The sequence below is a fragment of the Methanoculleus caldifontis genome, assembly GCF_032842345.1.
In the GTDB taxonomy this organism is placed as follows: Archaea; Halobacteriota; Methanomicrobia; order Methanomicrobiales; family Methanoculleaceae; genus Methanoculleus; species Methanoculleus caldifontis.
On sequence record NZ_WBKO01000001.1, the window covers coordinates 73,304 to 95,055 of the forward strand.

Genomic DNA, 21,752 nt, shown 5'->3' on the forward strand with positions numbered 1-21,752 from the left:
CGGGCCCCCCATCCGGATGCCGGGACACCCCCTCACTCGGAGTCTTCTTCTCTGTCCAGGTCCTCGTCCTCGTCGTCCCCCGTCGGGAGGACCTCGCGGAGGGTGAACCGGAACGCGGCACCGAGGTCCGGCCGCCCCTCCACCCGGTCGTCCACCAGGATGGTGCCGCCGTAGCGCTCGATGAGCGTACGGACGATGAAGAGGCCGAGGCCGTCCCCGCACCCCTCGGCCCATCCCCGCTCGAACCGGGTGAAGAGCGACCCCTTCACCTCGTCCGGAACGCCGGGGCCGGTATCCTCGACGGAGACCTGCACGCTCTCGCCGTCGTAATCCTCCACCCGGATCGCGATCCCGACGTCAGGGCCCCCGAACTTGACGGCGTTCCGGATGAGGTTTGAGAAGACCTCTGAGAGGAGATCGTCCCCCCAGACCCGGCAGGAGGTCTCCCCAAACTCGATCGCAACGTCGGGGAAGGTAGCGACCTCCGTCCGGATGACGGTGCCGAGGTCGACCGGGCCGAGATCGGACGGGTCGTGGTGGATGCGGCGGATCGTGGTGACGTTCCCGATGATCTCGGCGCTCTTATGGACGCTGCTCCGGATCTTCTTCGCGTATAGCGCGGCCTCTCCCCCCAGCATCTCGATGAGGAGATCGGCGTAGAGGCTCGAGACGTTCTCGGCGTTCTTGATGTCGTGGGTCATGATGTCGAGGTAGAGGTTCGCCTCCCGGTTCGCCGCCTCGAGTTTCTTGTGCAGCATCCCCTTCAGGATGCCCGACCCGATCTCTTTGCCGATCGTCTCCAGAAGCGTCCTCTCCTCGCGGGAGAAGGATTCTTTTGTCCTGCTGCCGGCATAGACCGCACCGACGACGACCGACTCCGCGATGAGCGGGACGCACGCGAGCGCCGATATCTCGAGTTCCCGGAGGATGCTCGCCTCGATGGAGTTGAGGTCGGACTGCTGCTCGATGTAGCGGGGCTGGCCCGCGATGAAGATGAAGTTGAACGGCCAGTGATGGACCTTGATGACGCGGTTCTTCGAGAGGCACGAAGCGGGCATCCCCTTCTGGTGCTGGAGGAGGGCGCGTTTCCGCTCGGCATCGAGCATGTAGACGATCCCGAGGTGCAGCCCCATCAGTTCCAGCGTCTTCTCAAGCGACTCCTCGAGAAGTTCGGCGAGAGAGAGGGAGGCGGCCGAGACGCCTATGATCTGGTTCAAGACCATCAACTGCTGGTTCCGGACCAGGATATCCTCCTGGGCCCTCTTCCGCTCGGTGATATCCATCACGCCGGCGATCGAGCCCCGGAAGTCACCGGTATCGTCGGTGAACGGACAGGCGATCATCAGCGCGGTGATGCAGTCGCCTTCCTTCCTGACGAACTCGCACTCGTACTCCTCCCGGATGCCGCTTGCCCGGCAGTCCAGGCGATCCTTCATCACGGCGCGAGAGGAGGGGGAGAGGAACGAGTGGATGGGCCGGCCGATCATCTCCTCGACGGCATAGCCGAGCATCTCCGCCATCCGCGGGTTGACAAACGAGGTGCACGCTCCCGGGTCGAGCACCCATATCCCCTCGCTGAGGCTCTCCACGACGAGCCGGTATTTCTGCTCGCTCCGCTTGAGCGCTTCCTCGGCGTTCTTGCGGTCGGTGATATCGAGAACACCTGCAAGGCACCCGGCGAAGGCGCCGTCGGCGCCGGTTATCGGGGACGTGACCACGAGCGCGTGGACGCTTCTCCCGTCGGCGGAGATGAGGTCCAGCTCGAACTCCCGCTTCTGGTCGGTCCGATGACAGAAGAGATCTCCGGCGGCTGGAGCTGGGCTGCCGGCCTCGATGAAGTCGGCGATGAGGTGCCCGACCGGGCTCCCGGGCGGACGGCCGAGGATCTCCTCCATCCGGGGGTTTGCAAAGGTGATGCGCCCGGTCGCATCCACCGCAAGGACACCCTCGTTGAGGTTCTCGACCAGGCGCCGGTAGGTCTCCTCCGAGTGCAGGAGAGCGCGCTCGACCCGCCCGCGCTCCAGCACGTACCTGACGGCGCGGCGGAGCAGTTCCGCGTCCATCTTCCCTTTGACCAGGTAATCCTGCGCACCGCGCCGCAGCGCTTCGAGCACGGCGGGGTCGTCCGCCTCCCTGCCGAGCACGATGACCGGCGTCTCCGGCGACGCTTCCCGCAGGCTGTCGACGACCCCAGCCTCCCCGCCTTCCGCGAGGTCGAGGAGCACGACCTCGGCCGCGCCGTCGGAGACAGCGGCCGGCCCGTCCTCGAGGCGCTTGCAGTGCGTCAGCGCACCCTCCCGCCCGCACAGCCCAAGCAACTCCTCGATACGCCGGACGTCACCGAAGCTCCCTCCGATCAACAACACCCTCAACGGTCCGCTCATGGTCTCACTCACATGCAGGGCCCGATATCTGCCCCCACTAAACCGCACATCTCCGGCACCCGGCGGGTGTCCCGCCCCACCCTTCCGGACCGGCCGGTGCACGACCACACGCGACCGCCGCCCCGTGGGGGCACCGGCCGCGATCGGTTCTCACTAATGTAGTACTTCACTCGCTGAATTTATACCTCGTTCTTTTCCGCGGGACAGGGGCACCGACACGGGGCTAATCGCCGTCCTCCGGGAGCGGGTACTCCGCGAGGGCGAGCGATGTCGCGGTGACCGAGGTGAAAAACTCCGCGGAGAAGATCATGAACATGATCACGAGCTGGTACTCCGCAGCCCAGACAGGGTCGGCGCCCCCGATGATCATGCCTGCCATCGAACCGGGGAGGACGACGAGACCGAGCGCTTTCAGCCGGTCGATGGAAGGGATGAGCGAGGCTCTCACGCTCTCGCGGGTGACGGGGGCAAGCGCCTCGTCCACGGACGCGCCGAGGGAGAGCGCGGTCTCGATGCGGAGCCGGTTCGCGGCGAGCCCGGCCGTGAACCGGTTGAGGGCGAGGGAGCAGGCGATCATCGCGGCGCCGACGGCCATGCTTCCGATCGGGATGATGAACTCGAGGATGAGCGGGATGACGCCGAGAGCGATGAGGATCAGCAGCGCGGCAGACGAGCCTGCGGCGATCGCCGGGAAGGTGATCCGGTGCGGGTGGCCGATCCCCTCTGCCCTTCGCGCGGAGATGAGCGCGGCGACCCCCATCATCCCCACGAGCACCAGAACGGCGAGGAGCAGGCTTTCGGACTCAAATACCGCCACGATCACCAGGGCGACGAGCATCAGCTGGACGATGCCGCGTGCGACGGCAAACGCGATCTCGCGCTCGAGGCCGAGGCGTCGTGTGCGCGAGAGCAGGATGACGAGGGCGACCGGCAGCAGGGCGAGGGCGACGGTCGCGAGACCTCCGATGGGATCGTAGAGGGCGCCGTTCATGCGGCCTCCACGAGGCGGCCGTCCGCGAGGACGAGGATCCGGCCGGCGAGCGTCCGGGCCTGGCGCATGTCGTGCGTCACGAAGAGGATCGTCTGCCCTTCGCGGTTGAGGCGCCGGATCGTCTCCTCCACCACCTCCGCAGCCGCCCGGTCGAGCGCCGAGGTGGGTTCGTCGAGGAGGAGGATGGCGGGGCGGAGGGCAAGCGCCCGGGCGATCGCCACCCGCTGAGCCTCGCCCCCGGAGAGCGTGCCGCCGTCGCGGTAGAGGATGGATGCCGGAAGCCCCACCGACGCGAGAAGTTCGCCGAAATCGGGCCGGGGAAGGTCCCGGTTCGCCCGGAAGGCGAACGGGTAGGCGAGGTTCTCCGCGACCGTCCCCTCGAAGAGGACAGTGGTCTGGAGGACCAGGCAGACCCGTCGCCGGACCTCGACCGGGTCGCAGCCGGCGGTATCGGTGCAGAAGACCTCGATCCTCCCCTCCGATGGCTCGACGAGCCGGTTGAGGCACTTCAGGAGGACGGACTTCCCCGAACCGGACGGGCCGGTGACGGCGAGGCACTCCCCCTCCGCGACCGAGAAGGTCACGGACTCAAAGACCGTCCGCTCCCCGAATCTTTTTGTGAGATCGGTGACGCGGAGGGCGGGACAGGGAGTGCCGGGGCTCATCGCGCCCTATATGTCGGGCCGGATGATAAGGGCGACGAAGGCCGGGGGGAGGGGCGGAGGGGAAGTCGGTTCGCGGCGGGTCAGGGAGCCCGGCGGCGAGGAAACACGCTCGTTCCGTTAACCACTAGTGGATATGAAAAACGAAATGTATATGCCCGATGACTTTTTTTCAATTACAGATGACTTCTCGACAAACAAACATTCCTGTGACGACAATTTGCCTCTATATCGCATCTATTCTGCTGCTTTTCGGCACCGTTAGCGCTGCCGCGCCTGAGGCGTCATTCACCGGCGCACCGGCCTCCGGCACCGTACCGTTCACGATTGCCTTCACCGATACCTCCGCCGGCGAGCCGACGGGGTGGGCATGGTTCTTCGGCGATGAGCGGTACGACGAAGCCTGGACGGGGCAAACCGCGAACGCCGGGTGGGCGGCACGATCCGGCCACTCAAGTGTCGCGCTGCCGGATGGGAGCATCGTCCTGATGGGGGGCTATGACGGCGCCGCCCTCAGGAACGACACATGGCGGTCGACCGATTCCGGCGTCACCTGGACGCTCGTGAACGCGAGTTCGGGGTGGACAGCACGACTCCGGCACTCCTGCGTCGCGATGCAGGATGGGAGTATCCTCCTCATGGGCGGTCGGGATGATACCGACCTCAGAAATGACGTCTGGCGATCGGACGATGGCGGCGCGACCTGGGCGCCGGTGAACACGAGTGCGGGGTGGCCGATAAGGGAAGCCCATACGGCGGTCACGACGCCGGACGGGAGCGTCGTGCTCATGGGCGGCTGGTGTTATGGCTGTATGAATGATGTGTGGCGGTCACAGGATAGCGGCGCAACCTGGATACAGGTGAACGCGAGTGCCGGGTGGTCGAAACGAGTTTCCTTCGCCAGCGTCGCGATGTCGGACGGGAGTATCATCCTCATGGGCGGTTACGACAGCGCCAACTTCCGCAACATGAACGATGTATGGCGGTCGACCGACTACGGCACGACGTGGACGCGGGTGAACGAGAGTTCCGGGTGGTCGAGGCGGGACGTGCACACGGCGGTTGCGATGCCGGACGACAGTATCGTGCTCATGGGCGGTTGGGATGACACCGAATTCAGGAACGACGTGTGGCGGTCATGCGATTACGGCACTACATGGACAGAGGTGAACCCGGGTACCCGGTGGCCGGGACGAGCCGAGCATTCCTGCGTCGCGATGCTGGACGGGAGCATCATTCTCATGGGCGGCGGTAGCAGCAGCAGCGGCCCCCTGAACGATGTGTGGCGCCTCCAGCCCGCAGGGTCGTCGGAACAGGACCCGCAACACGAGTATACCGCTTCCGGCACTTATTCGGTAACGCTGCAGGCGTTCAACGCCGACGGCTACACATGCGCGCGAGAGACCGGGTACGTCACCGTCCAGGCGGTTCCGCCGACGGCAGCGTTTTCCGGCGCACCGGTCTCAGGCACCGCACCTCTGACCGTAACCTTTACCGACGCTTCGATCGGCGGGCCGTCCTCCTGGCTCTGGAGTTTCGGGGACGGCGAGACCTCGACCGAGCAGTACCCCACGCACACCTACGCCGCTGCCGGGACCTACACGATCAACCTGACGGTCGGTAACGCGGCGGGAACCGATATGCTCTCCGAGACAGAGTATGTTGAGGTCTCCCCCGCCCCGGTTGCTCCAATAGCAGCGTTTTTCGGCACGCCGACCTCAGGGCGAGCACCCCTGACCGTGTCCTTTACCGACACTTCAACAGACGACCCGACCGGGTGGGCATGGTTCTTCGGCGACGAGACGTACAGCGAGCCGTGGATAGAGATAAACGCGAGCTCCGGGTGGACGGCACGGAACGGCCATAGAGCAGTCACGATGCCGGACGGAAGCATCATCCTCATGGGCGGTTATGACGGCACCGCCCTCAGGAACGACACGTGGCGGTCGACCGATCGCGGCAGAACGTGGACGCTGATGAACGCGAGCTCCGGGTGGACGGGAAGGGTCCAGCCCGGCATCGTTGTGCTACCGGACAGCAGCATTCTGCTCATAGGCGGCGACGATCCCGCCTACAGGAACGATGTATGGCGGTCGGCCGATTACGGCGCGACATGGACGTTAACAAGCGCAAGCTCTCCGTGGTGGGGGCGGTGGGGCCACACTACAGTTGCGATGCCAGACGGAAGCATTGTACTCATGGGCGGTTTCCCCGGCATGATCATGAATGACACGTGGCGGTCGGCCGATTACGGCGCAACGTGGACACTGGTGAACGCGAGCTCCGGGTGGACAGCGCGTTGGGCCCATACAGCAGTCGCAATGCCGGACGGGAGCATCCTGCTCATGGGAGGTTATGATAGGAGTCGCAGGAACGATGTGTGGCGGTCGGACGATTACGGCGCAACGTGGACGCTCGTGAACGCGAGCTCCGGGTGGATGGGACGATACGGCCATACGACGGTCACGATGCCGGATGACAGCATCCTCGTGATGGGCGGCATCGGAATGAACGATACGTGGCGATCGACCGATTACGGTGTCACGTGGACGGAGGTGAACGTGAGTTCCGGGTGGACGGAGAGATACTATTACAGCAGCGTGGCGATGCCGGACGGCAGCGTCCTCTTAATGGGCGGTGTTAGTGATGACGGTACTCGATTAAACGACACGTGGCAGTTGCAGCCCGCAGGGTCGTCAGAACAGAACCCGTCGCACACTTACACCACTCCCGGCATCTATCCAGTAACACTGCAGGCATTCAACACCGGCGGCCACAACAGCACGCGAACTACCGGTTATATCACGGTTACGCCAATAGCCGCGTTCGGCAGCACACCAACATCGGGGCCGGCACCGCTCACGATTGCCTTCACCGATATCTCCACCGGTTCGCCTGTGGCGTGGAACTGGTTATTCGGCGACGGCAAGACATCGACCGAGCAGCATCCGGTACATACCTACACCCTCCCCGGCAACTACACTGTCACGCTCGGGGTGGACGGCGGGCTCTCGACGGTCACAGAGCCGGGGTACATCAAAGTCACCCCGGTCCTCTTCGGGGACGCGAATGAAGACGGGGAGGTCAACCAGGCCGACACCCTCGTCGTCCTCCAGGAGATCGTGGAGCTCCGGGAGATACCTGTTGCCGGCACCGACCGGTTCCGGAAGACCGACGTCACCGGGAACGGCGCCATCGATGTTGGCGACGCCCTCTTCATCGCCCAGTACAACGTCGGCCTCCGGGACCCGTGGTTTGTGCTGCTGTAGCCGGACCGGCGCCGGTTATCGGCTGCGCTCAACCCCGCGGCCGGAGGAGCCCGGGAGGCCCCGGCGAACCTCCGGCATACATTTCTGCACCTTTTTAGGGAGGAGATACTGATTTGATCGCATGAAGATCTCCTTTACATCGTTCCTGTGCCTCTGCGCCCTCGGCCTGGTTCTGATAACTGCCGGGTGCATGCAGACTGAGCCCGGAACCCCCGGAACCCCCGAACCCGCGATCCACACCTCGAACGAGACGCTCGTCGCCTTCGTCGAGAGCGCGGTTGCGTATGCACACGCAAACGGCAAAGAAAAGGCCCTCGCCGAGTTTTCCGACCCGAACGGAACATTCGTCCGGGGCGAACTCTACATCTACGCCTACGACTTCAACAATGTCGCCCTCGCCCACCCGTTCGACCCCGATAAGATCGGCGTGAGCCGGATGGGCGAACTCGATGCGTTCGGCAACCCCTACACCCGGCAGTTCATCGACGCGGCGAAGAACGGCTCCGGATTCGTCCGGTTCTACTACGTCAACCCTGCGCACAACCGGACGGTCGAATCCAAACTGGGCTACGTGATGAAGGTGGACGAGGACTGGTGGCTCGGCTCCGGGGTCTACACGGGGCCGGCACCCACCCCGATGCGTACAAACGCCACGACCATCCCCGACCTCACCGGCAACTGGACCGCGGCCATGGCAGGATACGAAGGGAGCACGGGGTTCACCGACTACCCCACCGTCACGATGACGATGACCGTATCCGAACAGCATGGCCGGATCTTCTCCGGCTATACCGTGTTTACGACCGCGAACGGCACGGAGATCCGGACGCCGATCGCCGGCGCCATCGGGCGTGACGGCAGGGCCCTCGCCACCGCCGAACAAGACGGCGGCTACTGTTTCGGCGAGATCGTGGGACCGGACGAGATCGAACTGACCTACCTGCAAGACGGCGAGCAGTACGGCGTTGCGATCGACTCGCTGAAGAGAGTGTAGTACCGATGAGATCCCGGCCGCACATTTTTACCTCTTGAACCGGGTCAGGGAACCATATTGTTTGAGAGTCTGCTATTCCCGGGCATTGCCAAGACGCAGAAATACAATCTCACGCGAAGCCGCGAAGAACGCGAAGGGATTGCCAACATACATACCGACTTCGCGCCTTCGCGCCTTCGCGTGAGGCGACATACAGGGACAGTGCTACACCCTCACGCGAAGAGAAGGCGCCATCAACCATACAGACTCTCTGCGAAGCAGCGACGTAGCCCGGCGCCAGACCCCCGGCCCGACGGGTGAAACACGAACCGGGGATCCCCTCAAGAAAAAAATGGTGCTACTTCTTCCTCGCCCGCAGCCGCTCGATCTCCTCGCCGCCCACGACCTTCACCACGAACGTCCCGTGGCAGGGCTTGGTGTAGGGGAAGATCACGTAATCGCCCTCGACGCCGACATAGAGCGGCGGAACGCCGATGATGTGGACGTCGAAGATCTTGTAGCCCGGCTCGACCTCGTAGTATTCACGGACGTTCGTCTTGATATAGTCCCGCGCCTCCTTAAAGGAGGCCTGCGAGAAGAGAATCTCGGGTTTTAACGCTTCGAGACAGCCGCCCATCTCATCACCTCGTCAAGTTTGCGCTTCAACGGCATCGGGTTGTGCACGGCCTTCGCCGCGACGACCTCGCAGGGGAACTCGATCTCGCCGGCGAGATCTTCCGCGTGCTCCCCGAAGAGGAGCGCGTAGACCCGTGCCTTCGAGATATAGGCCATGGTGCCCGCGTAGGCGACCCCGGAGTCGTTGTGGATGAAGACGAAGCAGAGGTCGAAGTCCCGCTGCTTCTCCGTGATCTCGTCGATCGTTTCGTCGAGGTCGGCCATCTCCCCAAGGTAGAATCTGCCGGGGTCGGCGACCTCCATCAGTCTCCGCGCGGCCACCGTCCCGGCGACCACCGGCCGGATGCCATGCTCCTTCAAGCCGTGGACCAGGTAGAGCGCCATGCTCGTCTGGACCGGGACCTGCGGGCATCCGAGCAGGATCAGTGCAGTCTTCTGGTTCTCCTCTGTCATGCTCTGGCCTTCTCCAGTTCCTCAAAGATGTCGGATACACGCTCCGGATGCGTGTAGATGGTGAACCGCTCCCCCCGCGAGAAGCAGACCAGGGTGAGCCCCGCCCGCTCCGCCGTCAGGATGCCGCGATCGGTCGAGGCGGCACGGGAGACGACGATCGGGATACCCGCGTTCGCCGCCTTCGCGACCATCCCCGCCGGTTGCCTCCCGGTACAGCCGAGGATGCAGGTCGACCGGTCGAGCCCCCGGAGGGCCGCGTAGCCCACGACCTTGTCGACGGTGTTGTGCCGGCCGACATCGCAGGCCCGGGTGACGAACTCGCCGTCGCAGAAGAGGACCGAGCAGTGGACGGCCCCCGTCTTCCGCCAGACCTCGGACTCGATCGATGCCGTGACCGCACGGATCGTCTCTGCCGTGACGGTGATCGAGGATCCGACCCGCTTCGGCTCGCAGAGCGCGCAGGAGCCCCCCGACGACTCCGTCGCGAGCTCGACGTCCCTCCGGGCCGGGGCGGTGATACGGACGTCGTTTCCTTCGACCTCCACCGCGTCGACCGCATCGACGAGCCCCTCGCTGATGACGAACCCCACGCCGAGGTCGTCGAGGCGATCGGCGCTCGCCACCAGGGTTGTCAGGGGTTCATCGTTCAGGAAGAGCCTGACGCGGTCCTCGACGATGATATCGTCGTGGACCTCGCGCGCGCCCTCGCCCGTCACCTGGACGCCTGCGCGGCAGACGATCTCCATCATGTTGTCTCCTCCCGTATCCAGTCGAGGTACGGCGCGTAGCCCCCGACGATCGGCATCGCGATGATCTCGGGAACCTCGTAACTGTGGAGCCCCTTGATCCTCGCGATGAGCGGGTCGAGGAGGCTCTGCCGCGTCTTGACGATCAGGAGCCGTTCCGGTTCGTCGTGAACCGCCCCCTCCCAGCGGTAGCAGGACTGCACGCCGGTGACGTTCACGCAGGCGGCGAGCCGGGCATCGACGAGCGCCTTCGCGATCGCCTCCGCCTCGCCGGCGGGAGCCGTGCAGAAGACCACGATATATTCCGGGAGAACCATGGTGTTACCTTCGTAGCGTCCGTATTTAACCGTTCTTGGGGTGGCAGCCGCACCCGTCCCCGCCGCAGGAACCCGTCTCCCGCGGAGGAAGCCCCCGGCGGGCCCGGTAGTCGTTGACGGCGGCCCGGATCGCGTCCCGGGCGAGGAGCGAACAGTGGACCTTCGCGTCGGGGAGGCCGCCGAGGGCCGCGACGACGTCGCCGTTCGAGAGGTCCCACGCCTCGTCGAGGGTCATCCCCCGGATCATCCGTGTGGCCATCGAACTCGAGGCGATCGCCGCTGCGCACCCAAACGTCCTGAACCGGACGTCGGTGATCCGGTCGTCCTCGATCTTGAGGTAGATGCGCATGATATCCCCGCAGGACGGGCTCCCCACCTCGCCGACGCCGTCGGCGTCCGCAAGCTCGCCCACGTTCTTGGGGTTCGTGAACTCTTCCATCACTCTCTCTGTATACATCACTCGGCCTCCTGCACTTTTTTGCCGGCAGGCGGCGTCAGCGGCGAGATCTGCCGGAGCCGCCCGATCACGTCGGGGAGCACTTCGAGGACGTAGTCGACGTCCTCCTCTGAGTTCGCGTCGCCGAGGGTGAGCCGGAGCGAGCCGTGCGCCTCTTCGTGAGGAAGGCCGGTCGCGAGCAGCACGTGCGAGGGCTCAAGCGACGCCGAGGAGCAGGCGCTCCCCGTCGAGGCCGCGATCCCGCGGGCGTCGAGCATCAGCAGGATGGACTCCCCCTCGACGTAGCGGAAACTGAAGTTCGCGTTGTTCGCGAGCCGCTCGGTCGGGTGGCCGTTCAGCCGGGAGTCCGGGATCGCGTCGAGGACGCCCCGGATCAGGCGGTCCCGCATCGCGGCGAGCCGGCGGTTATGCCCCTCGATATCGGCGGTCGCAAGTTCGATCGCCCGCCCCAGGCCGACGATCCCGGGGACGTTCTCGGTCCCGGCCCGCCGGCCGCGCTCCTGGCCGCCCCCGTGGACGAGGTTCTCAAGCCGGCTCCCCCGCCGGACGTAGAGCGCCCCGATCCCCTTCGGGCCGTAGAACTTGTGGGCCGAGAGCGAGAGGAGGTCGATCCCCATCGCGTCCACATCGATCGGGACCGCTCCCACCGCCTGGACGGCGTCGGTGTGGAAGAGGACGCCGCGGTCGCGCGCAATTTTGCCGATCCGGGCGATCGGCTGGACCGTCCCGATCTCGTTGTTCGCCGCCATCACCGAGACGAGGATCGTCCGGCCCGTGATCGCCTCCTCGACCTCGCCCGGGTCCACCCGGCCGAACTTATCCACGGGGAGGTAGGTGACGGAGAACCCCTGCTTCTCGAGCCACTCGCAGGTGTGGAGGACCGCGTGGTGCTCGATCGCGGTCGTGACGATGTGGTCGCCGCGCTTGTGGTTCGCGAGGGCGACGCCCTTGATCGCCCAGTTGTCGGCCTCGCTCCCGCCGGCGCAGAAGTAGATCTCCCCGGGGGTCGCGCCGAGAGCCGCCGCCACCTGCCCCCGCGCCGCCTCGACACCTTTCCGGGGCTCGCCGGCGAACCGGTAGAGGGAGGAGGGGTTCCCGAAGTATCGGGAGAAGTACGGCTCCATCGCCGCGAGGACTTCGGGTTTCGTGAATGTCGTCGCCGCGTGGTCCATGTACACGGGACGCTGATCCTGATTGCTCATTCCGCTACAGCGTTGGGCCTGCTATCGTATCAGCGTTGCCGGCCCGGAAGCATCGTTGGGCCGAGCAAGAAATTAGATAGGGTTCCGTGCGCAATATCTGATAATGTACTCAAGACGGATGGATCACCTTCCCCCCTACCTTTTTGCACGCATCGATGCGATGAAAGAGGAGAAAATGCGCCAGGGCGTCGATGTCATCGACCTCGGGGTCGGCGACCCCGACCTCCCCACCCCGCCGCATATCGTGGAGGCGCTCTGCACCGCGGCCCGGGACCCGAAGAACCACCACTACCCCTCCTACACCGGGATGCTCGCCTACCGCCAGGCGGTGGCCGACTGGTACAAGGGCAGGTTCGGCATCGACCTGGAGGCAAAGAAAGAGGTCCTCGCGCTCATCGGGTCCAAGGAGGGCATCGCCCACATCGCCGAGGCGTTCGTCAACCCGGGCGAGGTCGTCCTCGCCGCCGATCCCGGCTACCCCGTCTACAAGACCTCCACCCTCTTTGCCGAGGGAAAGGTCCACGAACTCCCCATCAGGGCGGAGAACGACTTCCTCCCGGTCCTTGAGGATATCCCCGCCGACGTCGTGAAACAGGCGAAGTTGATGTTTATCAACTACCCGAACAACCCCACGGCCGCAATCGCACCCCTCTCGTTCTTTGAGGAGGTCGTCGAGTTCGCGCGGGAGCACAACATCATCGTCGTCCACGACAACGCCTACTCCGAGATCACCTTCGACGGCTATAAGGCGCCCTCGTTCCTCGAAGTCGACGGCGCGATGGAGGTCGGGATCGAGATGCACTCGCTCTCGAAGACCTACAACATGACCGGGTGGCGGATCGGGATGGCCTGCGGGAACCCCGAGATCATCGCCGGGCTCGGCCGGGTCAAGACCAACGTCGACTCGGGCGCGTTCGACGCCATCCAGCACGCCGCGATCACCGCGCTCACCGGGCCCCAGGACTGCGTGCAGCAGGCCTGCGGCATCTACCAGGAGCGGCGGGACGCGCTCGTGAAAGGCCTCTCCGAGATCGGCCTTGACGTCCGTGCCCCGAAGGCGACCTTCTACGTCTGGGCGCCGGTCGACGACTGCATGGCCTTCTCCGCGAAGCTCCTCGACCAGGCCGGGATCGTCGCGACCCCCGGAGTAGGGTTCGGGAAGAACGGCGAAGGGTTCGTCCGGTTCGCGATCACCCGCTCCATCGAGCGGATCGACGAGGCCGTAGAGCGGATGCGGGGGCTCGACCTGTGATCCTCCCCTCCCACCTTTCGGTCCGGGACGGCCGCCTCGCGATCGGCGAGCACGACACCGTCGAACTCGCCGGAAGGTTCGGCACCCCGCTCTACGTCACGAGCGAGGATAGGATCCGCGAGAACTTCCAGAGGCTCTCCGGCGCGCTCACCGCCCACTACCCGAAGGTCAGGCTCCTCTACGCCGCAAAGGCGAACGGCAACCTCGCGATCTTTAAGATCCTCGCGTCACAGGGCGCCGGGGCCGATGTCTTCTCCGCAGGAGAGGTCGCGCTCGCCCTCGCCGCCGGGATGCGCCCGGCCTCACTCCTCTTCAACGGGAGCTCAAAGACACCCGCAGACCTCGCCCTCGCGGTCGAGAAGGGGATCCGGGTCTCGGTGGACTCGCCCGACGAACTCCGGCAGCTCGACGCCGCGGCCGGGGAGGCGGGCAAGACCGTCGATATCGCCTTCCGGGTCAACCCGGCGATCGAGGTCCCGACCCACCCGAAGATCGCGACCGGTCTTGCCACGAGCAAGTTCGGTATCCCCGCAGCCCGGATCCTTGATGCCTACCGGGAGGCGCTCGCCCTCGAGCACGTCAACCCCATCGGGATCCACTGCCACATCGGCTCGCAGATCCTGGCCGTGGAGCCCTTCGCCCGCGAGGTGGAGGTCCTGATCGGTGTCGCCCGCGACCTGATCGAGATCGGGGTAAACCCGAAGTTCATCGATATCGGGGGCGGTCTCGGCATCCCCTACCGCCGCGAGACCGACCGGGCCCCGACACCGGAGGAGTACGCCGGAGCGGTGATGCCGATCTTCCTCCGCGGCATCAAAGAGCTCGGGATCGAGCCCGAACTCTGGGTCGAGCCCGGCCGGTGGCTCGTCGCCGACTCGACAGTGCTTCTCACGCGGGTCAACTCCGTCAAGACCGCCCACAAGACGTTCGCGAACGTCGACGCCGGGTTCAACCTCCTGGTCCGGCCGACGATGTACGACTCCTACCACGAGGTCGTCGCGGCGAACAAAGCGGACGCGCCCGCGGTCCGGGAGTACTCCGTCACCGGGCCGATCTGCGAGACGGGCGACATCCTGGCAAAAGATCGTATGCTGCCCGAACTTGCCGCAGGCGACATCATCGCGGTGCTGGACGCCGGGGCCTACGGGTTTGCGATGTCGTCGCAGTACAACAGCCGCCCCCGGTGCGCCGAGGTCCTCCTCGCGGGCAACAGGGCGGCACTGATGCGCCGGGCCGAGACGGTCGATGACCTGACCGCCCCGATGGTGACGCCGCCCTGGCAGGAATGAGATCGACGTGAACTTCCATTACCTCCTGGTCGACGACCTCCTCGCGAAAGAGGAGTTCGACCGCCGGGTGGAAGAGAAGGTGGTGGAGGCGGGAGATCTCCTCGACGAACAGACCGCGGCGATGCTGGTCGTCAAAGACCTCGGCCGCTCGCACGTCCGGGTCCGCGAGATCGCCGGGGCCTCCAGCCTCGTCTGCTTCTTCGCGAAGGTCCTCGACGTCGGCGAGCCCAAGGAGTTCGAGCGGCAGGACGGCACGACCGGGATCGTCGCGAACGTGACGGTCGGCGACGAGACCGGGAGGGCCAGGCTGACCCTCTGGGACGAGAAGGCCGGCGCGGTCCGCGAGATCGAGGCGGGCGATGTGCTCGAGATCCTCGGCCGGCCGAAGGGCGGCGGGAAGATCCCCGACGTCACCGCCGCCGCCGTCCAGAAGGCGACGTGCGAGATCGCCTGCCCGGACGAGACGGGGCCCTCCGCCGCCTCTCCCGGCCCGGCAGGCGATCTCGAGGTCAGGCTGATCGCGGTCGGGAGCCCGCGGACGTTCAAGCGGCGCGACGGGAGCGAGGGAGAGATGGTCGAAGCGGTGATCGGGAACGAGGACGGAGTCTTCCGGCTCGTCGCCTGGTCGCCGGCCGTCCTCGAAGGCGCGATGCCGGGGGCAAACGTCGTCATCCGCGGCGCAACCGCACGGGAGAGCGAGCAGGGGCTTGAGTACAGCCTCGGCGATGCGGCATCTCTCCTCCCCTCCTGCCGGGAGATCGCCGTTCCGACGGACCCGGTCGCGGACGTAAAGGAAGGGGGCTCCTACTCGCTTGCGGGAACGGTCGTCCGCGTCCAGCCCGCCCGATCGTTTGTCACGCGGAACGGGCGGCAGTCCTCTGTCCGGAACCTGGTCCTCGCCGACGCAACCGGGGAGGTCCCGGTCGTCGTCTGGGGAGAGCGGGCGGAGGAGCACCTCGCTCCCGGCGACCTGATCGAGGTCTACAACGCGGCCGCGAAACGGGGACGGCAGGGGGATCTCGAGATCCATGTCTCCTGGGGGAGCGCTCTTGTCGTCGTCGCCGGGGAGGAGAAGGAGATCGATGTCGAAGGAACAATCATCCCCACGGCCCGCGGGGCCGCTCTTGAGACCGGCGAGGCCTGTTACCTCCTCGCGGAACCCCTGCCCGTCGGAATCCGGGTGCGCGGGCGGGGAACCGTCCACCGGGGCGTGATCCTTCTCGACGACGTGGAGGCGGTACCGCCCGATCCCGACGATCTCCACCGCCGCCTGGACCGACTCTCCGGCGGGGCCTGATCCCCGCCCTTCACTTTCACCCCGCACGGCGAGCCACCTTTATGTCTCACGCTAAAGACTCTTAGTGTAGCATACCAGAACACACAGAGAGATCAAGTGAGGAATAAGATGTCAGAGATTGATCTTGAAGATTTACCCGGCGTCGGGGCAACTACAGCAGAGAAACTCCGTGAGGCGGGGTACGGGACCGTCGAGAGCGTCGCAACGGCCACCACGTCCGATCTCGCCGAGGCAGCGGAGATCGGCGAAGCAACTGCAAAGAAGGTGATCCTCGCCGCCCGGAAGATGGCGGATATCGGCGGATTCAAGACGGGCCGCGACATCCTCGACAAGAGGAAGGACATCAAGAAGCTCAGGACCCTGGTTCCCGAGTTCGACGAACTGGTCGGCGGCGGTCTCGAGACCCAGGCGATCACCGAGGTCTACGGCGAGTTCGGGTCAGGGAAGAGCCAGCTCGTCCACCAGATGGCCGTCAACGCCCAGCTCCCCGAGGACCTCGGCGGCCTCGCCGGCGGGGTCATCTACGTCGACACCGAGAACACGTTCCGCCCGGAGCGTATCGAGCAGATGCTCAACGGGCTCTCCGATCCGGCGGACCTCGGCACGATCGACGAGGTCCTCGGGCGGATCCACGTCGCACGGGCGCACAGCTCCGACCACCAGATGCTGCTCCTCGACACCGCACGGGAACTCGCAAACGACCTGCGCACCTCCGACTACCCGGTCAGGCTCTTCGTCATCGACTCGCTGACGTCCCTCTTCCGGTCGGAGTACGCAGGGAGAGGCACCCTCGCTCCCCGGCAGCAGAAACTGAACCGGCACATGCACGACCTCTTAAAACTGATCGACGACCACAACGCCGTCGGCCTCGTGACCAACCAGGTGATGTCGAACCCCGGCGTCCTCTTCGGCGACCCCACGAAACCGATCGGCGGCAACATCGTCGGCCACACCGCGACCTTCCGGCTCTACCTCCGTAAGAGCAAGGGCGGCAAGAGGGTCGCCCGCCTTGTCGACAGCCCGAACCTCCCCGAAGGTGAGGCGCCCTTCATGGTCGAACAGGCAGGGCTCAAACCGTGTTAAAGGCGCTCGTCACAGACGTCGACGGCACCATCACCGACCAGCGCCGGCGGATCAACACCGGGGCCGTCGAGGCCATCCGGACGCTCGTCGACGCCGGTGTGGAGGTCGTCCTTGCGAGCGGCAACACCGTCTGCTTCATGGACGGCCTCTGCAAGATGGTCGGGACGGACGGGACGATCATCGGCGAGAACGGCGGCGTCTACCGGAGGGAGTTTCCCGGCACCCTCCGGATCGCCGGCGACAAAGACGCCAGCACGGGCGCATTCGAGGTCTTGAGAGATTATTTTGCCGATAAGGGCACCGACCTCGAACTCTTCAGCGCCCAGTACCGGTTCGCCGACGTGGCATTTGCCCGGAACATCGACCCCGACGAGGCCCGGGCAGTCATTCGCGACCGCCACCTCCCGGTCAGGCTGCTCGATACCGGGTTTGCCATCCACCTCCAGGCGCTCGGCGTGAACAAGGGGACGGCGCTCCGCGAGCTTGCCGGCGAGATGGGGATCCTCCCCTCGGAGATGATGGCCATCGGCGACTCCGAGAACGATATCGAGATGCTCGAGGTTGCCGGCGTCGGCGTCGCGGTTGCAAATGCTCCGGCCCCGACCCGATCGGCGGCCGACTGGGTCTCAGAAAGAACCTACGGGGACGGCTTCGTCGAAGCGGTAAAAAAGTATTATCCGGACCTCTTCATCAGGTCCCGCTTAACAACAATATAATCTTTTACGTTCTTTACCGCCTCAAACGGCACGAGCATCCTGTCCTCATCCATCCGGTATCCCTCGGTCCTGAACGTCTTATCCGGTATGACGATCAGGTCGACGATTCCCCCGGAATCGAGGTCGACCATGATGTTCTTGAGAGTCCCGATGAGTACGCCGTCGTCACTCATCACCCTCTTCTTGGCAAGGGCATGGCAGAATGTTTTGCTCATACAGAGCGTGGGGTGTTTGTACTATTTTAAGAATTCCAAATCCTCGAAACGCCGCAAAACTGGTTTTCCGGGATCCGCATCCCGACAGGATCGCCGCCTGCGCTACCCACGATAAACAACCGGATCTCCCGCAAGAGAGCCCCGTGCCTCCAGGACCGGGAGCACGCAGACCGTAATCCTGTGAGCGCCCGAAGGTTGCGTCACGGATACATCCCGATGCCGGGAAAGAATCTTCAGAACCGGGGCGGCGGGGTTCGTCCCCCCGGACCGTAAAAAATGGATGCGGGATTGATTCATCTCACGGTCTCGGCAGCCATACGAACGTCGGTTGCCTTGACCGTCTTCCTGCCCGCGTGACCCGCGAGTTTGATCGCTTCTTTCGCGATCCGTGAGGCGTACTGTTCCATCAGTTTTGCAAGCTCTTCATTGGCATCGGAACTCACACGTTCCGCGCCGGACTTTTTCACGATTCTGCCAACAGGTGCCAGAGGTATATCAGTCATGTTCTCATTTCCCCCTTTTCATTGAGCTCTGTGAAATGTACTCTCAAACAGAACTCGTTTTACAGAAGCACCATAGGTATTCTCATATAAATACTTATCCGTCTCCAGAAGGGTCGGAGTGGAAAATTCAGAACGGGGAGGGTATTAAAGTGAGGGAAAGACCCGAATTATATCGGTCTGGGTAACGATCCCGACGGGCTTCCCGTCCTCGACCACAATCACCCTCCCGATCTCCCGTTCCTTGAACCGGCCCACGAGTTCATAGAGCCGGATCGACGACGGCGCCTCCACCACATCCGTCGTCATGACCCGTGCCGCAGGCGCATCGAGCGTCAGCCCCTCGTCGAGGCCGCGGGCGATATCGCTCAGCGTCACGATACCTGCAAGGCTGCCGTCCTCGATCACCGGCGCCCCGTGGATTCGGTGCACGGTAAAGAGCCGTACCGCATCCCGGAGCGTGGCGTCCAAGGGCAGGGTCAGGAGGGGCGAGGTCATATAGTGCTTGATCGGCTTCTTCGGGAGCGATATCATCTCCGAGACGCTGAAGAGGAGCGCCTGCTGGTTCTCGTCCATCCCGTAGATCTCGCCCCGGACGACGAGTTTGTTCACCGGCGTCGGCCCGATCGTGACCCTGTCGCCCACCCTGAAGAGTTTCACGCTCCCGATGATCCGGACCATCGCCTGGCAGAGGTCAGGGTGGCAGAGGGTGGTGAAATCGAGCTCCACGACCCGGACGCCCTTCACCTTCTCCCCGTCGCGGAAGATCGGCACTTCAAACTGGCTTTCGAGATCCCCGAGGTTCAGCTCCTTGTACGCGCGTGCGGTCGGGCTGTAGCCGCCCTTGGGACCGGGGACGCCGTCGACAAGGCTGAGCGCCTTCAATGCCTGCATCTGGTTACGGACGGTGCCCGGGTTGCGCTTCAGCACCTCCGCGATCTCCTCACCTTTTATAGAGTGGGAAGACTGATGATATAAGGTAATCAGGGTTATCAGGATATCCTTCTGAATCGGGGAAAGATCCATAATTATCACTCATTATACGTTGTTTAAATACATTAGGTTGTGCGTGCAGTGGAATTTGAAACCATACCGACCGTTCCGACGGCAGACGAAGTGCTCGACCGGAGTTTTCGCAGGGCAGCAGCCAAGAAGAAACTGAAGACCAACGTCGACAGGGCAAATGAAGAGTTCGTGAGAGCGGTCGGAAGCGCCATCCACGACAAGCTGAAGAGCGTGGTCAGCTCGTTCCCGAGCTTCGAGCGCCTTCCCCCCTTCTACCAGGAGGTGACCGATATCCTCCTCTCGCTCGACCGGATGAAGAAGTCCCTCGGCGCCGTCACCTGGGCGGCCGACCAGGTCAAGGTCATCGGCTCGGGCTACGCCCGGAACATCCGGTACGCCGATGACACCGATCGGTCCCGGAAACAGGCCGTCGCCCGGATCGCCTCGATCGTTCACCAGGTGGGAGACGACCTCCTCTTCCTCAATGAGGCCAGGAACATCCTCCGGAAACTCCCGCACGTGACCGAGGAAGACTTCACCGTGGTGGTGGCGGGGTTCCCGAACGTGGGGAAATCGTCGTTCATCAGGCTCGTCTCGACGGCCGAGCCCGAGATCGCCTCCTACCCGTTCACGACGAAGGGGATCATCGTCGGCCACCGGGATATCGCCAAACGCGAGCGTATCCAGCTCATCGACACCCCCGGCGTCCTCGAGCGGCCCGCGGACGAGCGGAACCCCATCGAGCGGCAGGCGGTCAGCGCCATCATCAACACGGCCGACGTCGTCCTTTTCATCCTGGACGCAAGCGAGCACTGCGGTTACTCGCTCGATGAGCAACTGCGGCTCCTCGACGAGGTCCGCGGGCTCGTCGACGTGCCGGTGGTGACGGTCGTCAACAAAGCGGATATCCGGGGGATCGAAGGTTATCCGGCGATGTCCACGCTCACCGGCGACGGGGTGGAGGCGGTCCTCGACCTCCTCCTCACGTTCAGAGTGGCGGCAGCCACCCAAACGAACCTGCGAGAGCCGCCCCAACCAGAAAGCCAGCAATAACCCCGCTGTTCAGGGGTGGGAGCCCCGCCTGGGGCTTCCCCGTGTTGACGAAGTAAAGGAGCACCGCAAGGCCCGCGAGCGACCCGATCATCGCGCCGAGGGTCGGTGCCGAGAGTATCCAGAGGACCGCGGGCGCATCCACGAAGACGTGCGAGGACACGACGAGGATCGAGGGCATGATCAGGTCTCCCATGCCCATCAGGAACGCGCCCCGCTCTTTTCCCTCCTCGATGCTGAGACCTTCCCGCCGGAACGAGTAGTCCGCCCGTTTCGGGACCACGACCATGATCGGGGCTTTCGTCTCGATGACGCCCTCGGCGAGGGTGATCATGTGCTTTGTCCGGTAGACCGATATCGCGTCGTAGACGGCGAGCAGGACGAGCAGGACGAGCACCGGCAGGATGGCGAGGGAGATCCCGAAGATGGATGCGACGCCGGCGGAGACCAGCACGCCGAGGACGTCGATGACGTACCACTCCGGGTAGAGGTAGAGGAGCGCCGTCGCCCCTCCGGCGGCGATGAGCGCCCCGATTGCAGCGACGTCGTTCATCCCGAACGCGAGGATGGAGAGCGCCGAGAAGATGTAGACGAACGTCATGAACATGGCAAGGCCGATGAATACGGCGATGAAGCGCCGTCCCCCGAACCGGATCAGGAGGAGGAGGACCAGCGTGAATACGAGCAGCATCCCGATGAAGAGCAGGGGATTTGCGACCGACTCGGGATCCTCGAACGCAACGAGTCCCGCCGCCTGCATGGGGAGAACGAGGACGATCGCAATCACCTGGACGAACAGGAGCATAAGGGGCATCCCAAGAAACGGCAGCCAGTCGCGTATCTGCATTATACTACTCCATTCATTTTAGGTAGGTTAATTAATGCATCCTCATCACTTTAAAATATGGAGATTCGCGAACTCATCGGCGACATCGTTCTCACCATCGTGATGGTGGTCTCCACCGTCGTGCTGGTGATGCGGTTCTGGCAGGACCTGGTCATAGCGGTCGCTGCAACATTCATGATGCTCTCGCTCGGAGGACTACTCATATCCCTCGGCATGAAGGTCGTCAGCCTCGAGAAGAGTGTTGCGCAGCGGGAGCGCACCATGCGCGTGAATATGGAGGAGATGGGAAAGACGATGAGCGCCAGATACGACAACACGGTCAGCCACATCGAGGAGATCGTCGACGGGCTCTCCCGGCGGATGTACCGCTGAACCGGACCGCCATCTTAATGGCTCTTCCCTCACTCA

The 21,752-nt window shown here is 64.4% G+C and carries 22 protein-coding genes; 9 read left to right on the plus strand and 13 right to left on the minus strand.

Going from position 1 to position 21,752, the window contains the following annotated elements:
- Window positions 1-32: 32 nt before the first annotated feature.
- The 3 genes from F8E02_RS00360 to F8E02_RS00370 all read right to left on the minus strand — a co-directional run bounded on the left by F8E02_RS00360 (window position 33) and on the right by F8E02_RS00370 (window position 4,040).
- Window positions 33-2,384: a hybrid sensor histidine kinase/response regulator gene (locus F8E02_RS00360; RefSeq protein WP_317063438.1), complete on the minus strand. Its 2,352-nt coding sequence runs from the start codon at window positions 2,382-2,384 to the stop codon at window positions 33-35.
- Window positions 2,385-2,607: 223 nt separating this feature from the next.
- Window positions 2,608-3,375, minus strand: coding sequence for an ABC transporter permease (locus F8E02_RS00365; RefSeq protein WP_317063440.1), 768 nt, complete (start codon window positions 3,373-3,375; stop codon window positions 2,608-2,610).
- Window positions 3,372-4,040 (minus strand): ABC transporter ATP-binding protein, encoded by a 669-nt coding sequence (locus F8E02_RS00370; protein WP_317063442.1) that lies wholly within the window; start codon window positions 4,038-4,040, stop codon window positions 3,372-3,374. Before F8E02_RS00370 ends, F8E02_RS00365 begins: the two co-directional genes overlap by 4 nt.
- A gap of 206 nt (window positions 4,041-4,246) precedes the next feature.
- On the opposite strand from F8E02_RS00370, the gene F8E02_RS00375 reads away from it, so the two are divergent.
- Both F8E02_RS00375 and F8E02_RS00380 read left to right on the plus strand, forming a co-directional pair.
- Window positions 4,247-7,306 (plus strand): PKD domain-containing protein, encoded by a 3,060-nt coding sequence (locus tag F8E02_RS00375; RefSeq protein WP_317063444.1) that lies wholly within the window; start codon window positions 4,247-4,249, stop codon window positions 7,304-7,306.
- 121 nt (window positions 7,307-7,427) lie between these two features.
- Window positions 7,428-8,300 carry a cache domain-containing protein gene (locus tag F8E02_RS00380; protein ID WP_317063446.1) on the plus strand — a complete coding sequence of 291 codons (873 nt, stop codon included), beginning with the start codon at window positions 7,428-7,430 and terminating at the stop codon, window positions 8,298-8,300.
- A gap of 337 nt (window positions 8,301-8,637) precedes the next feature.
- On the opposite strand, the gene F8E02_RS00385 is transcribed toward F8E02_RS00380, so the two are convergent.
- From F8E02_RS00385 to nifS, 6 genes are read right to left on the minus strand one after another with little or no spacing between them, the layout of a single operon-like run.
- Window positions 8,638-8,916, minus strand: a complete 279-nt coding sequence (locus tag F8E02_RS00385) for a DUF1894 domain-containing protein (RefSeq protein ID WP_317063448.1) — start codon at window positions 8,914-8,916, stop codon at window positions 8,638-8,640.
- On the minus strand, window positions 8,892-9,368 hold the full coding sequence (locus tag F8E02_RS00390) for a DUF1890 domain-containing protein (RefSeq protein ID WP_317063450.1): 477 nt from the start codon (window positions 9,366-9,368) through the stop codon (window positions 8,892-8,894). The genes F8E02_RS00385 and F8E02_RS00390 overlap by 25 nt, the downstream gene beginning before the upstream one ends.
- Window positions 9,365-10,117, minus strand: a complete 753-nt coding sequence (gene fdhD, locus F8E02_RS00395) for a formate dehydrogenase accessory sulfurtransferase FdhD (RefSeq protein WP_317063452.1) — start codon at window positions 10,115-10,117, stop codon at window positions 9,365-9,367. The genes F8E02_RS00390 and fdhD overlap by 4 nt, the downstream gene beginning before the upstream one ends.
- Window positions 10,114-10,431: a divalent-cation tolerance protein CutA gene (gene cutA, locus F8E02_RS00400; protein ID WP_317063454.1), complete on the minus strand. Its 318-nt coding sequence runs from the start codon at window positions 10,429-10,431 to the stop codon at window positions 10,114-10,116. The genes fdhD and cutA overlap by 4 nt, the downstream gene beginning before the upstream one ends.
- A 25-nt stretch (window positions 10,432-10,456) precedes the next feature.
- Window positions 10,457-10,888 (minus strand): Fe-S cluster assembly scaffold protein NifU, encoded by a 432-nt coding sequence (gene nifU, locus F8E02_RS00405; RefSeq protein ID WP_317063456.1) that lies wholly within the window; start codon window positions 10,886-10,888, stop codon window positions 10,457-10,459.
- Window positions 10,888-12,090 carry a cysteine desulfurase NifS gene (gene nifS / locus F8E02_RS00410; protein ID WP_317063457.1) on the minus strand — a complete coding sequence of 401 codons (1,203 nt, stop codon included), beginning with the start codon at window positions 12,088-12,090 and terminating at the stop codon, window positions 10,888-10,890. The genes nifU and nifS overlap by 1 nt, the downstream gene beginning before the upstream one ends.
- Before the next feature lie 103 nt (window positions 12,091-12,193).
- Here nifS and F8E02_RS00415 point away from each other — a divergent pair, with 103 nt between their 5' ends.
- The 5 genes from F8E02_RS00415 (at window position 12,194) to F8E02_RS00435 (ending at window position 17,727) form a co-directional block, all read left to right on the plus strand.
- Window positions 12,194-13,342: an LL-diaminopimelate aminotransferase gene (locus F8E02_RS00415; protein WP_317063458.1), complete on the plus strand. Its 1,149-nt coding sequence runs from the start codon at window positions 12,194-12,196 to the stop codon at window positions 13,340-13,342.
- Window positions 13,339-14,631: a diaminopimelate decarboxylase gene (lysA, locus tag F8E02_RS00420; protein ID WP_317063459.1), complete on the plus strand. Its 1,293-nt coding sequence runs from the start codon at window positions 13,339-13,341 to the stop codon at window positions 14,629-14,631. Before F8E02_RS00415 ends, lysA begins: the two co-directional genes overlap by 4 nt.
- A gap of 7 nt (window positions 14,632-14,638) precedes the next feature.
- Window positions 14,639-15,928: an OB-fold nucleic acid binding domain-containing protein gene (locus F8E02_RS00425; protein ID WP_317063460.1), complete on the plus strand. Its 1,290-nt coding sequence runs from the start codon at window positions 14,639-14,641 to the stop codon at window positions 15,926-15,928.
- A gap of 108 nt (window positions 15,929-16,036) precedes the next feature.
- Entirely contained in the window at window positions 16,037-17,011 is a 975-nt protein-coding gene (gene radA / locus F8E02_RS00430) for a DNA repair and recombination protein RadA (protein ID WP_317063461.1), read from the plus strand.
- Window positions 17,005-17,727, plus strand: coding sequence for a phosphoglycolate phosphatase (locus F8E02_RS00435; RefSeq protein ID WP_317063462.1), 723 nt, complete (start codon window positions 17,005-17,007; stop codon window positions 17,725-17,727). The genes radA and F8E02_RS00435 overlap by 7 nt, the downstream gene beginning before the upstream one ends.
- Here the strand turns inward: F8E02_RS00435 and F8E02_RS00440 are convergent.
- The 3 genes from F8E02_RS00440 to F8E02_RS00450 form a co-directional block, all read right to left on the minus strand.
- Window positions 17,685-17,942: a PRC-barrel domain-containing protein gene (locus F8E02_RS00440; protein WP_317063463.1), complete on the minus strand. Its 258-nt coding sequence runs from the start codon at window positions 17,940-17,942 to the stop codon at window positions 17,685-17,687. The genes F8E02_RS00435 and F8E02_RS00440 overlap by 43 nt on opposite strands.
- A 293-nt stretch (window positions 17,943-18,235) precedes the next feature.
- Window positions 18,236-18,445, minus strand: a complete 210-nt coding sequence (locus F8E02_RS00445; RefSeq protein ID WP_292386548.1) for a histone family protein — start codon at window positions 18,443-18,445, stop codon at window positions 18,236-18,238.
- A gap of 144 nt (window positions 18,446-18,589) precedes the next feature.
- Window positions 18,590-19,468, minus strand: coding sequence for a CBS domain-containing protein (locus F8E02_RS00450; protein WP_317063468.1), 879 nt, complete (start codon window positions 19,466-19,468; stop codon window positions 18,590-18,592).
- 48 nt (window positions 19,469-19,516) lie between these two features.
- Here F8E02_RS00450 and F8E02_RS00455 point away from each other — a divergent pair, with 48 nt between their 5' ends.
- Entirely contained in the window at window positions 19,517-20,500 is a 984-nt protein-coding gene (locus F8E02_RS00455) for an NOG1 family protein (RefSeq protein WP_317063470.1), read from the plus strand.
- Here F8E02_RS00455 and F8E02_RS00460 read toward each other — a convergent pair.
- Window positions 20,436-21,344, minus strand: a complete 909-nt coding sequence (locus tag F8E02_RS00460) for a presenilin family intramembrane aspartyl protease PSH (protein ID WP_317063472.1) — start codon at window positions 21,342-21,344, stop codon at window positions 20,436-20,438. The two genes, F8E02_RS00455 and F8E02_RS00460, sit on opposite strands and share 65 nt — an antisense overlap.
- Window positions 21,345-21,401: 57 nt before the next feature.
- On the opposite strand from F8E02_RS00460, the gene F8E02_RS00465 reads away from it, so the two are divergent.
- Window positions 21,402-21,716, plus strand: coding sequence for a hypothetical protein (locus F8E02_RS00465; protein WP_317063474.1), 315 nt, complete (start codon window positions 21,402-21,404; stop codon window positions 21,714-21,716).
- Window positions 21,717-21,752 lie beyond the last annotated feature (36 nt).

Bases quoted from the DNA above. Each gene is read 5' to 3' on its own strand.
- F8E02_RS00360 (WP_317063438.1), bottom strand. From the start codon at position 2,384: ATGAGCGGACCGTTGAGGGTGTTGTTGATCGGAGGGAGCTTCGGTGAC.
- F8E02_RS00365 (WP_317063440.1), bottom strand. From the start codon at position 3,375: ATGAACGGCGCCCTCTACGATCCCATCGGAGGTCTCGCGACCGTCGCC.
- F8E02_RS00370 (WP_317063442.1), bottom strand. From the start codon at position 4,040: ATGAGCCCCGGCACTCCCTGTCCCGCCCTCCGCGTCACCGATCTCACA.
- F8E02_RS00380 (WP_317063446.1), top strand. From the start codon at position 7,428: ATGAAGATCTCCTTTACATCGTTCCTGTGCCTCTGCGCCCTCGGCCTG.
- F8E02_RS00385 (WP_317063448.1), bottom strand. From the start codon at position 8,916: ATGGGCGGCTGTCTCGAAGCGTTAAAACCCGAGATTCTCTTCTCGCAG.
- F8E02_RS00390 (WP_317063450.1), bottom strand. From the start codon at position 9,368: ATGACAGAGGAGAACCAGAAGACTGCACTGATCCTGCTCGGATGCCCG.
- fdhD (WP_317063452.1), bottom strand. From the start codon at position 10,117: ATGATGGAGATCGTCTGCCGCGCAGGCGTCCAGGTGACGGGCGAGGGC.
- cutA (WP_317063454.1), bottom strand. From the start codon at position 10,431: ATGGTTCTCCCGGAATATATCGTGGTCTTCTGCACGGCTCCCGCCGGC.
- nifU (WP_317063456.1), bottom strand. From the start codon at position 10,888: ATGTATACAGAGAGAGTGATGGAAGAGTTCACGAACCCCAAGAACGTG.
- nifS (WP_317063457.1), bottom strand. From the start codon at position 12,090: ATGAGCAATCAGGATCAGCGTCCCGTGTACATGGACCACGCGGCGACG.
- F8E02_RS00415 (WP_317063458.1), top strand. From the start codon at position 12,194: ATGTACTCAAGACGGATGGATCACCTTCCCCCCTACCTTTTTGCACGC.
- radA (WP_317063461.1), top strand. From the start codon at position 16,037: ATGTCAGAGATTGATCTTGAAGATTTACCCGGCGTCGGGGCAACTACA.
- F8E02_RS00440 (WP_317063463.1), bottom strand. From the start codon at position 17,942: ATGAGCAAAACATTCTGCCATGCCCTTGCCAAGAAGAGGGTGATGAGT.
- F8E02_RS00445 (WP_292386548.1), bottom strand. From the start codon at position 18,445: ATGACTGATATACCTCTGGCACCTGTTGGCAGAATCGTGAAAAAGTCC.
- F8E02_RS00450 (WP_317063468.1), bottom strand. From the start codon at position 19,468: ATGGATCTTTCCCCGATTCAGAAGGATATCCTGATAACCCTGATTACC.
- F8E02_RS00460 (WP_317063472.1), bottom strand. From the start codon at position 21,344: ATGCAGATACGCGACTGGCTGCCGTTTCTTGGGATGCCCCTTATGCTC.
- F8E02_RS00465 (WP_317063474.1), top strand. From the start codon at position 21,402: ATGGAGATTCGCGAACTCATCGGCGACATCGTTCTCACCATCGTGATG.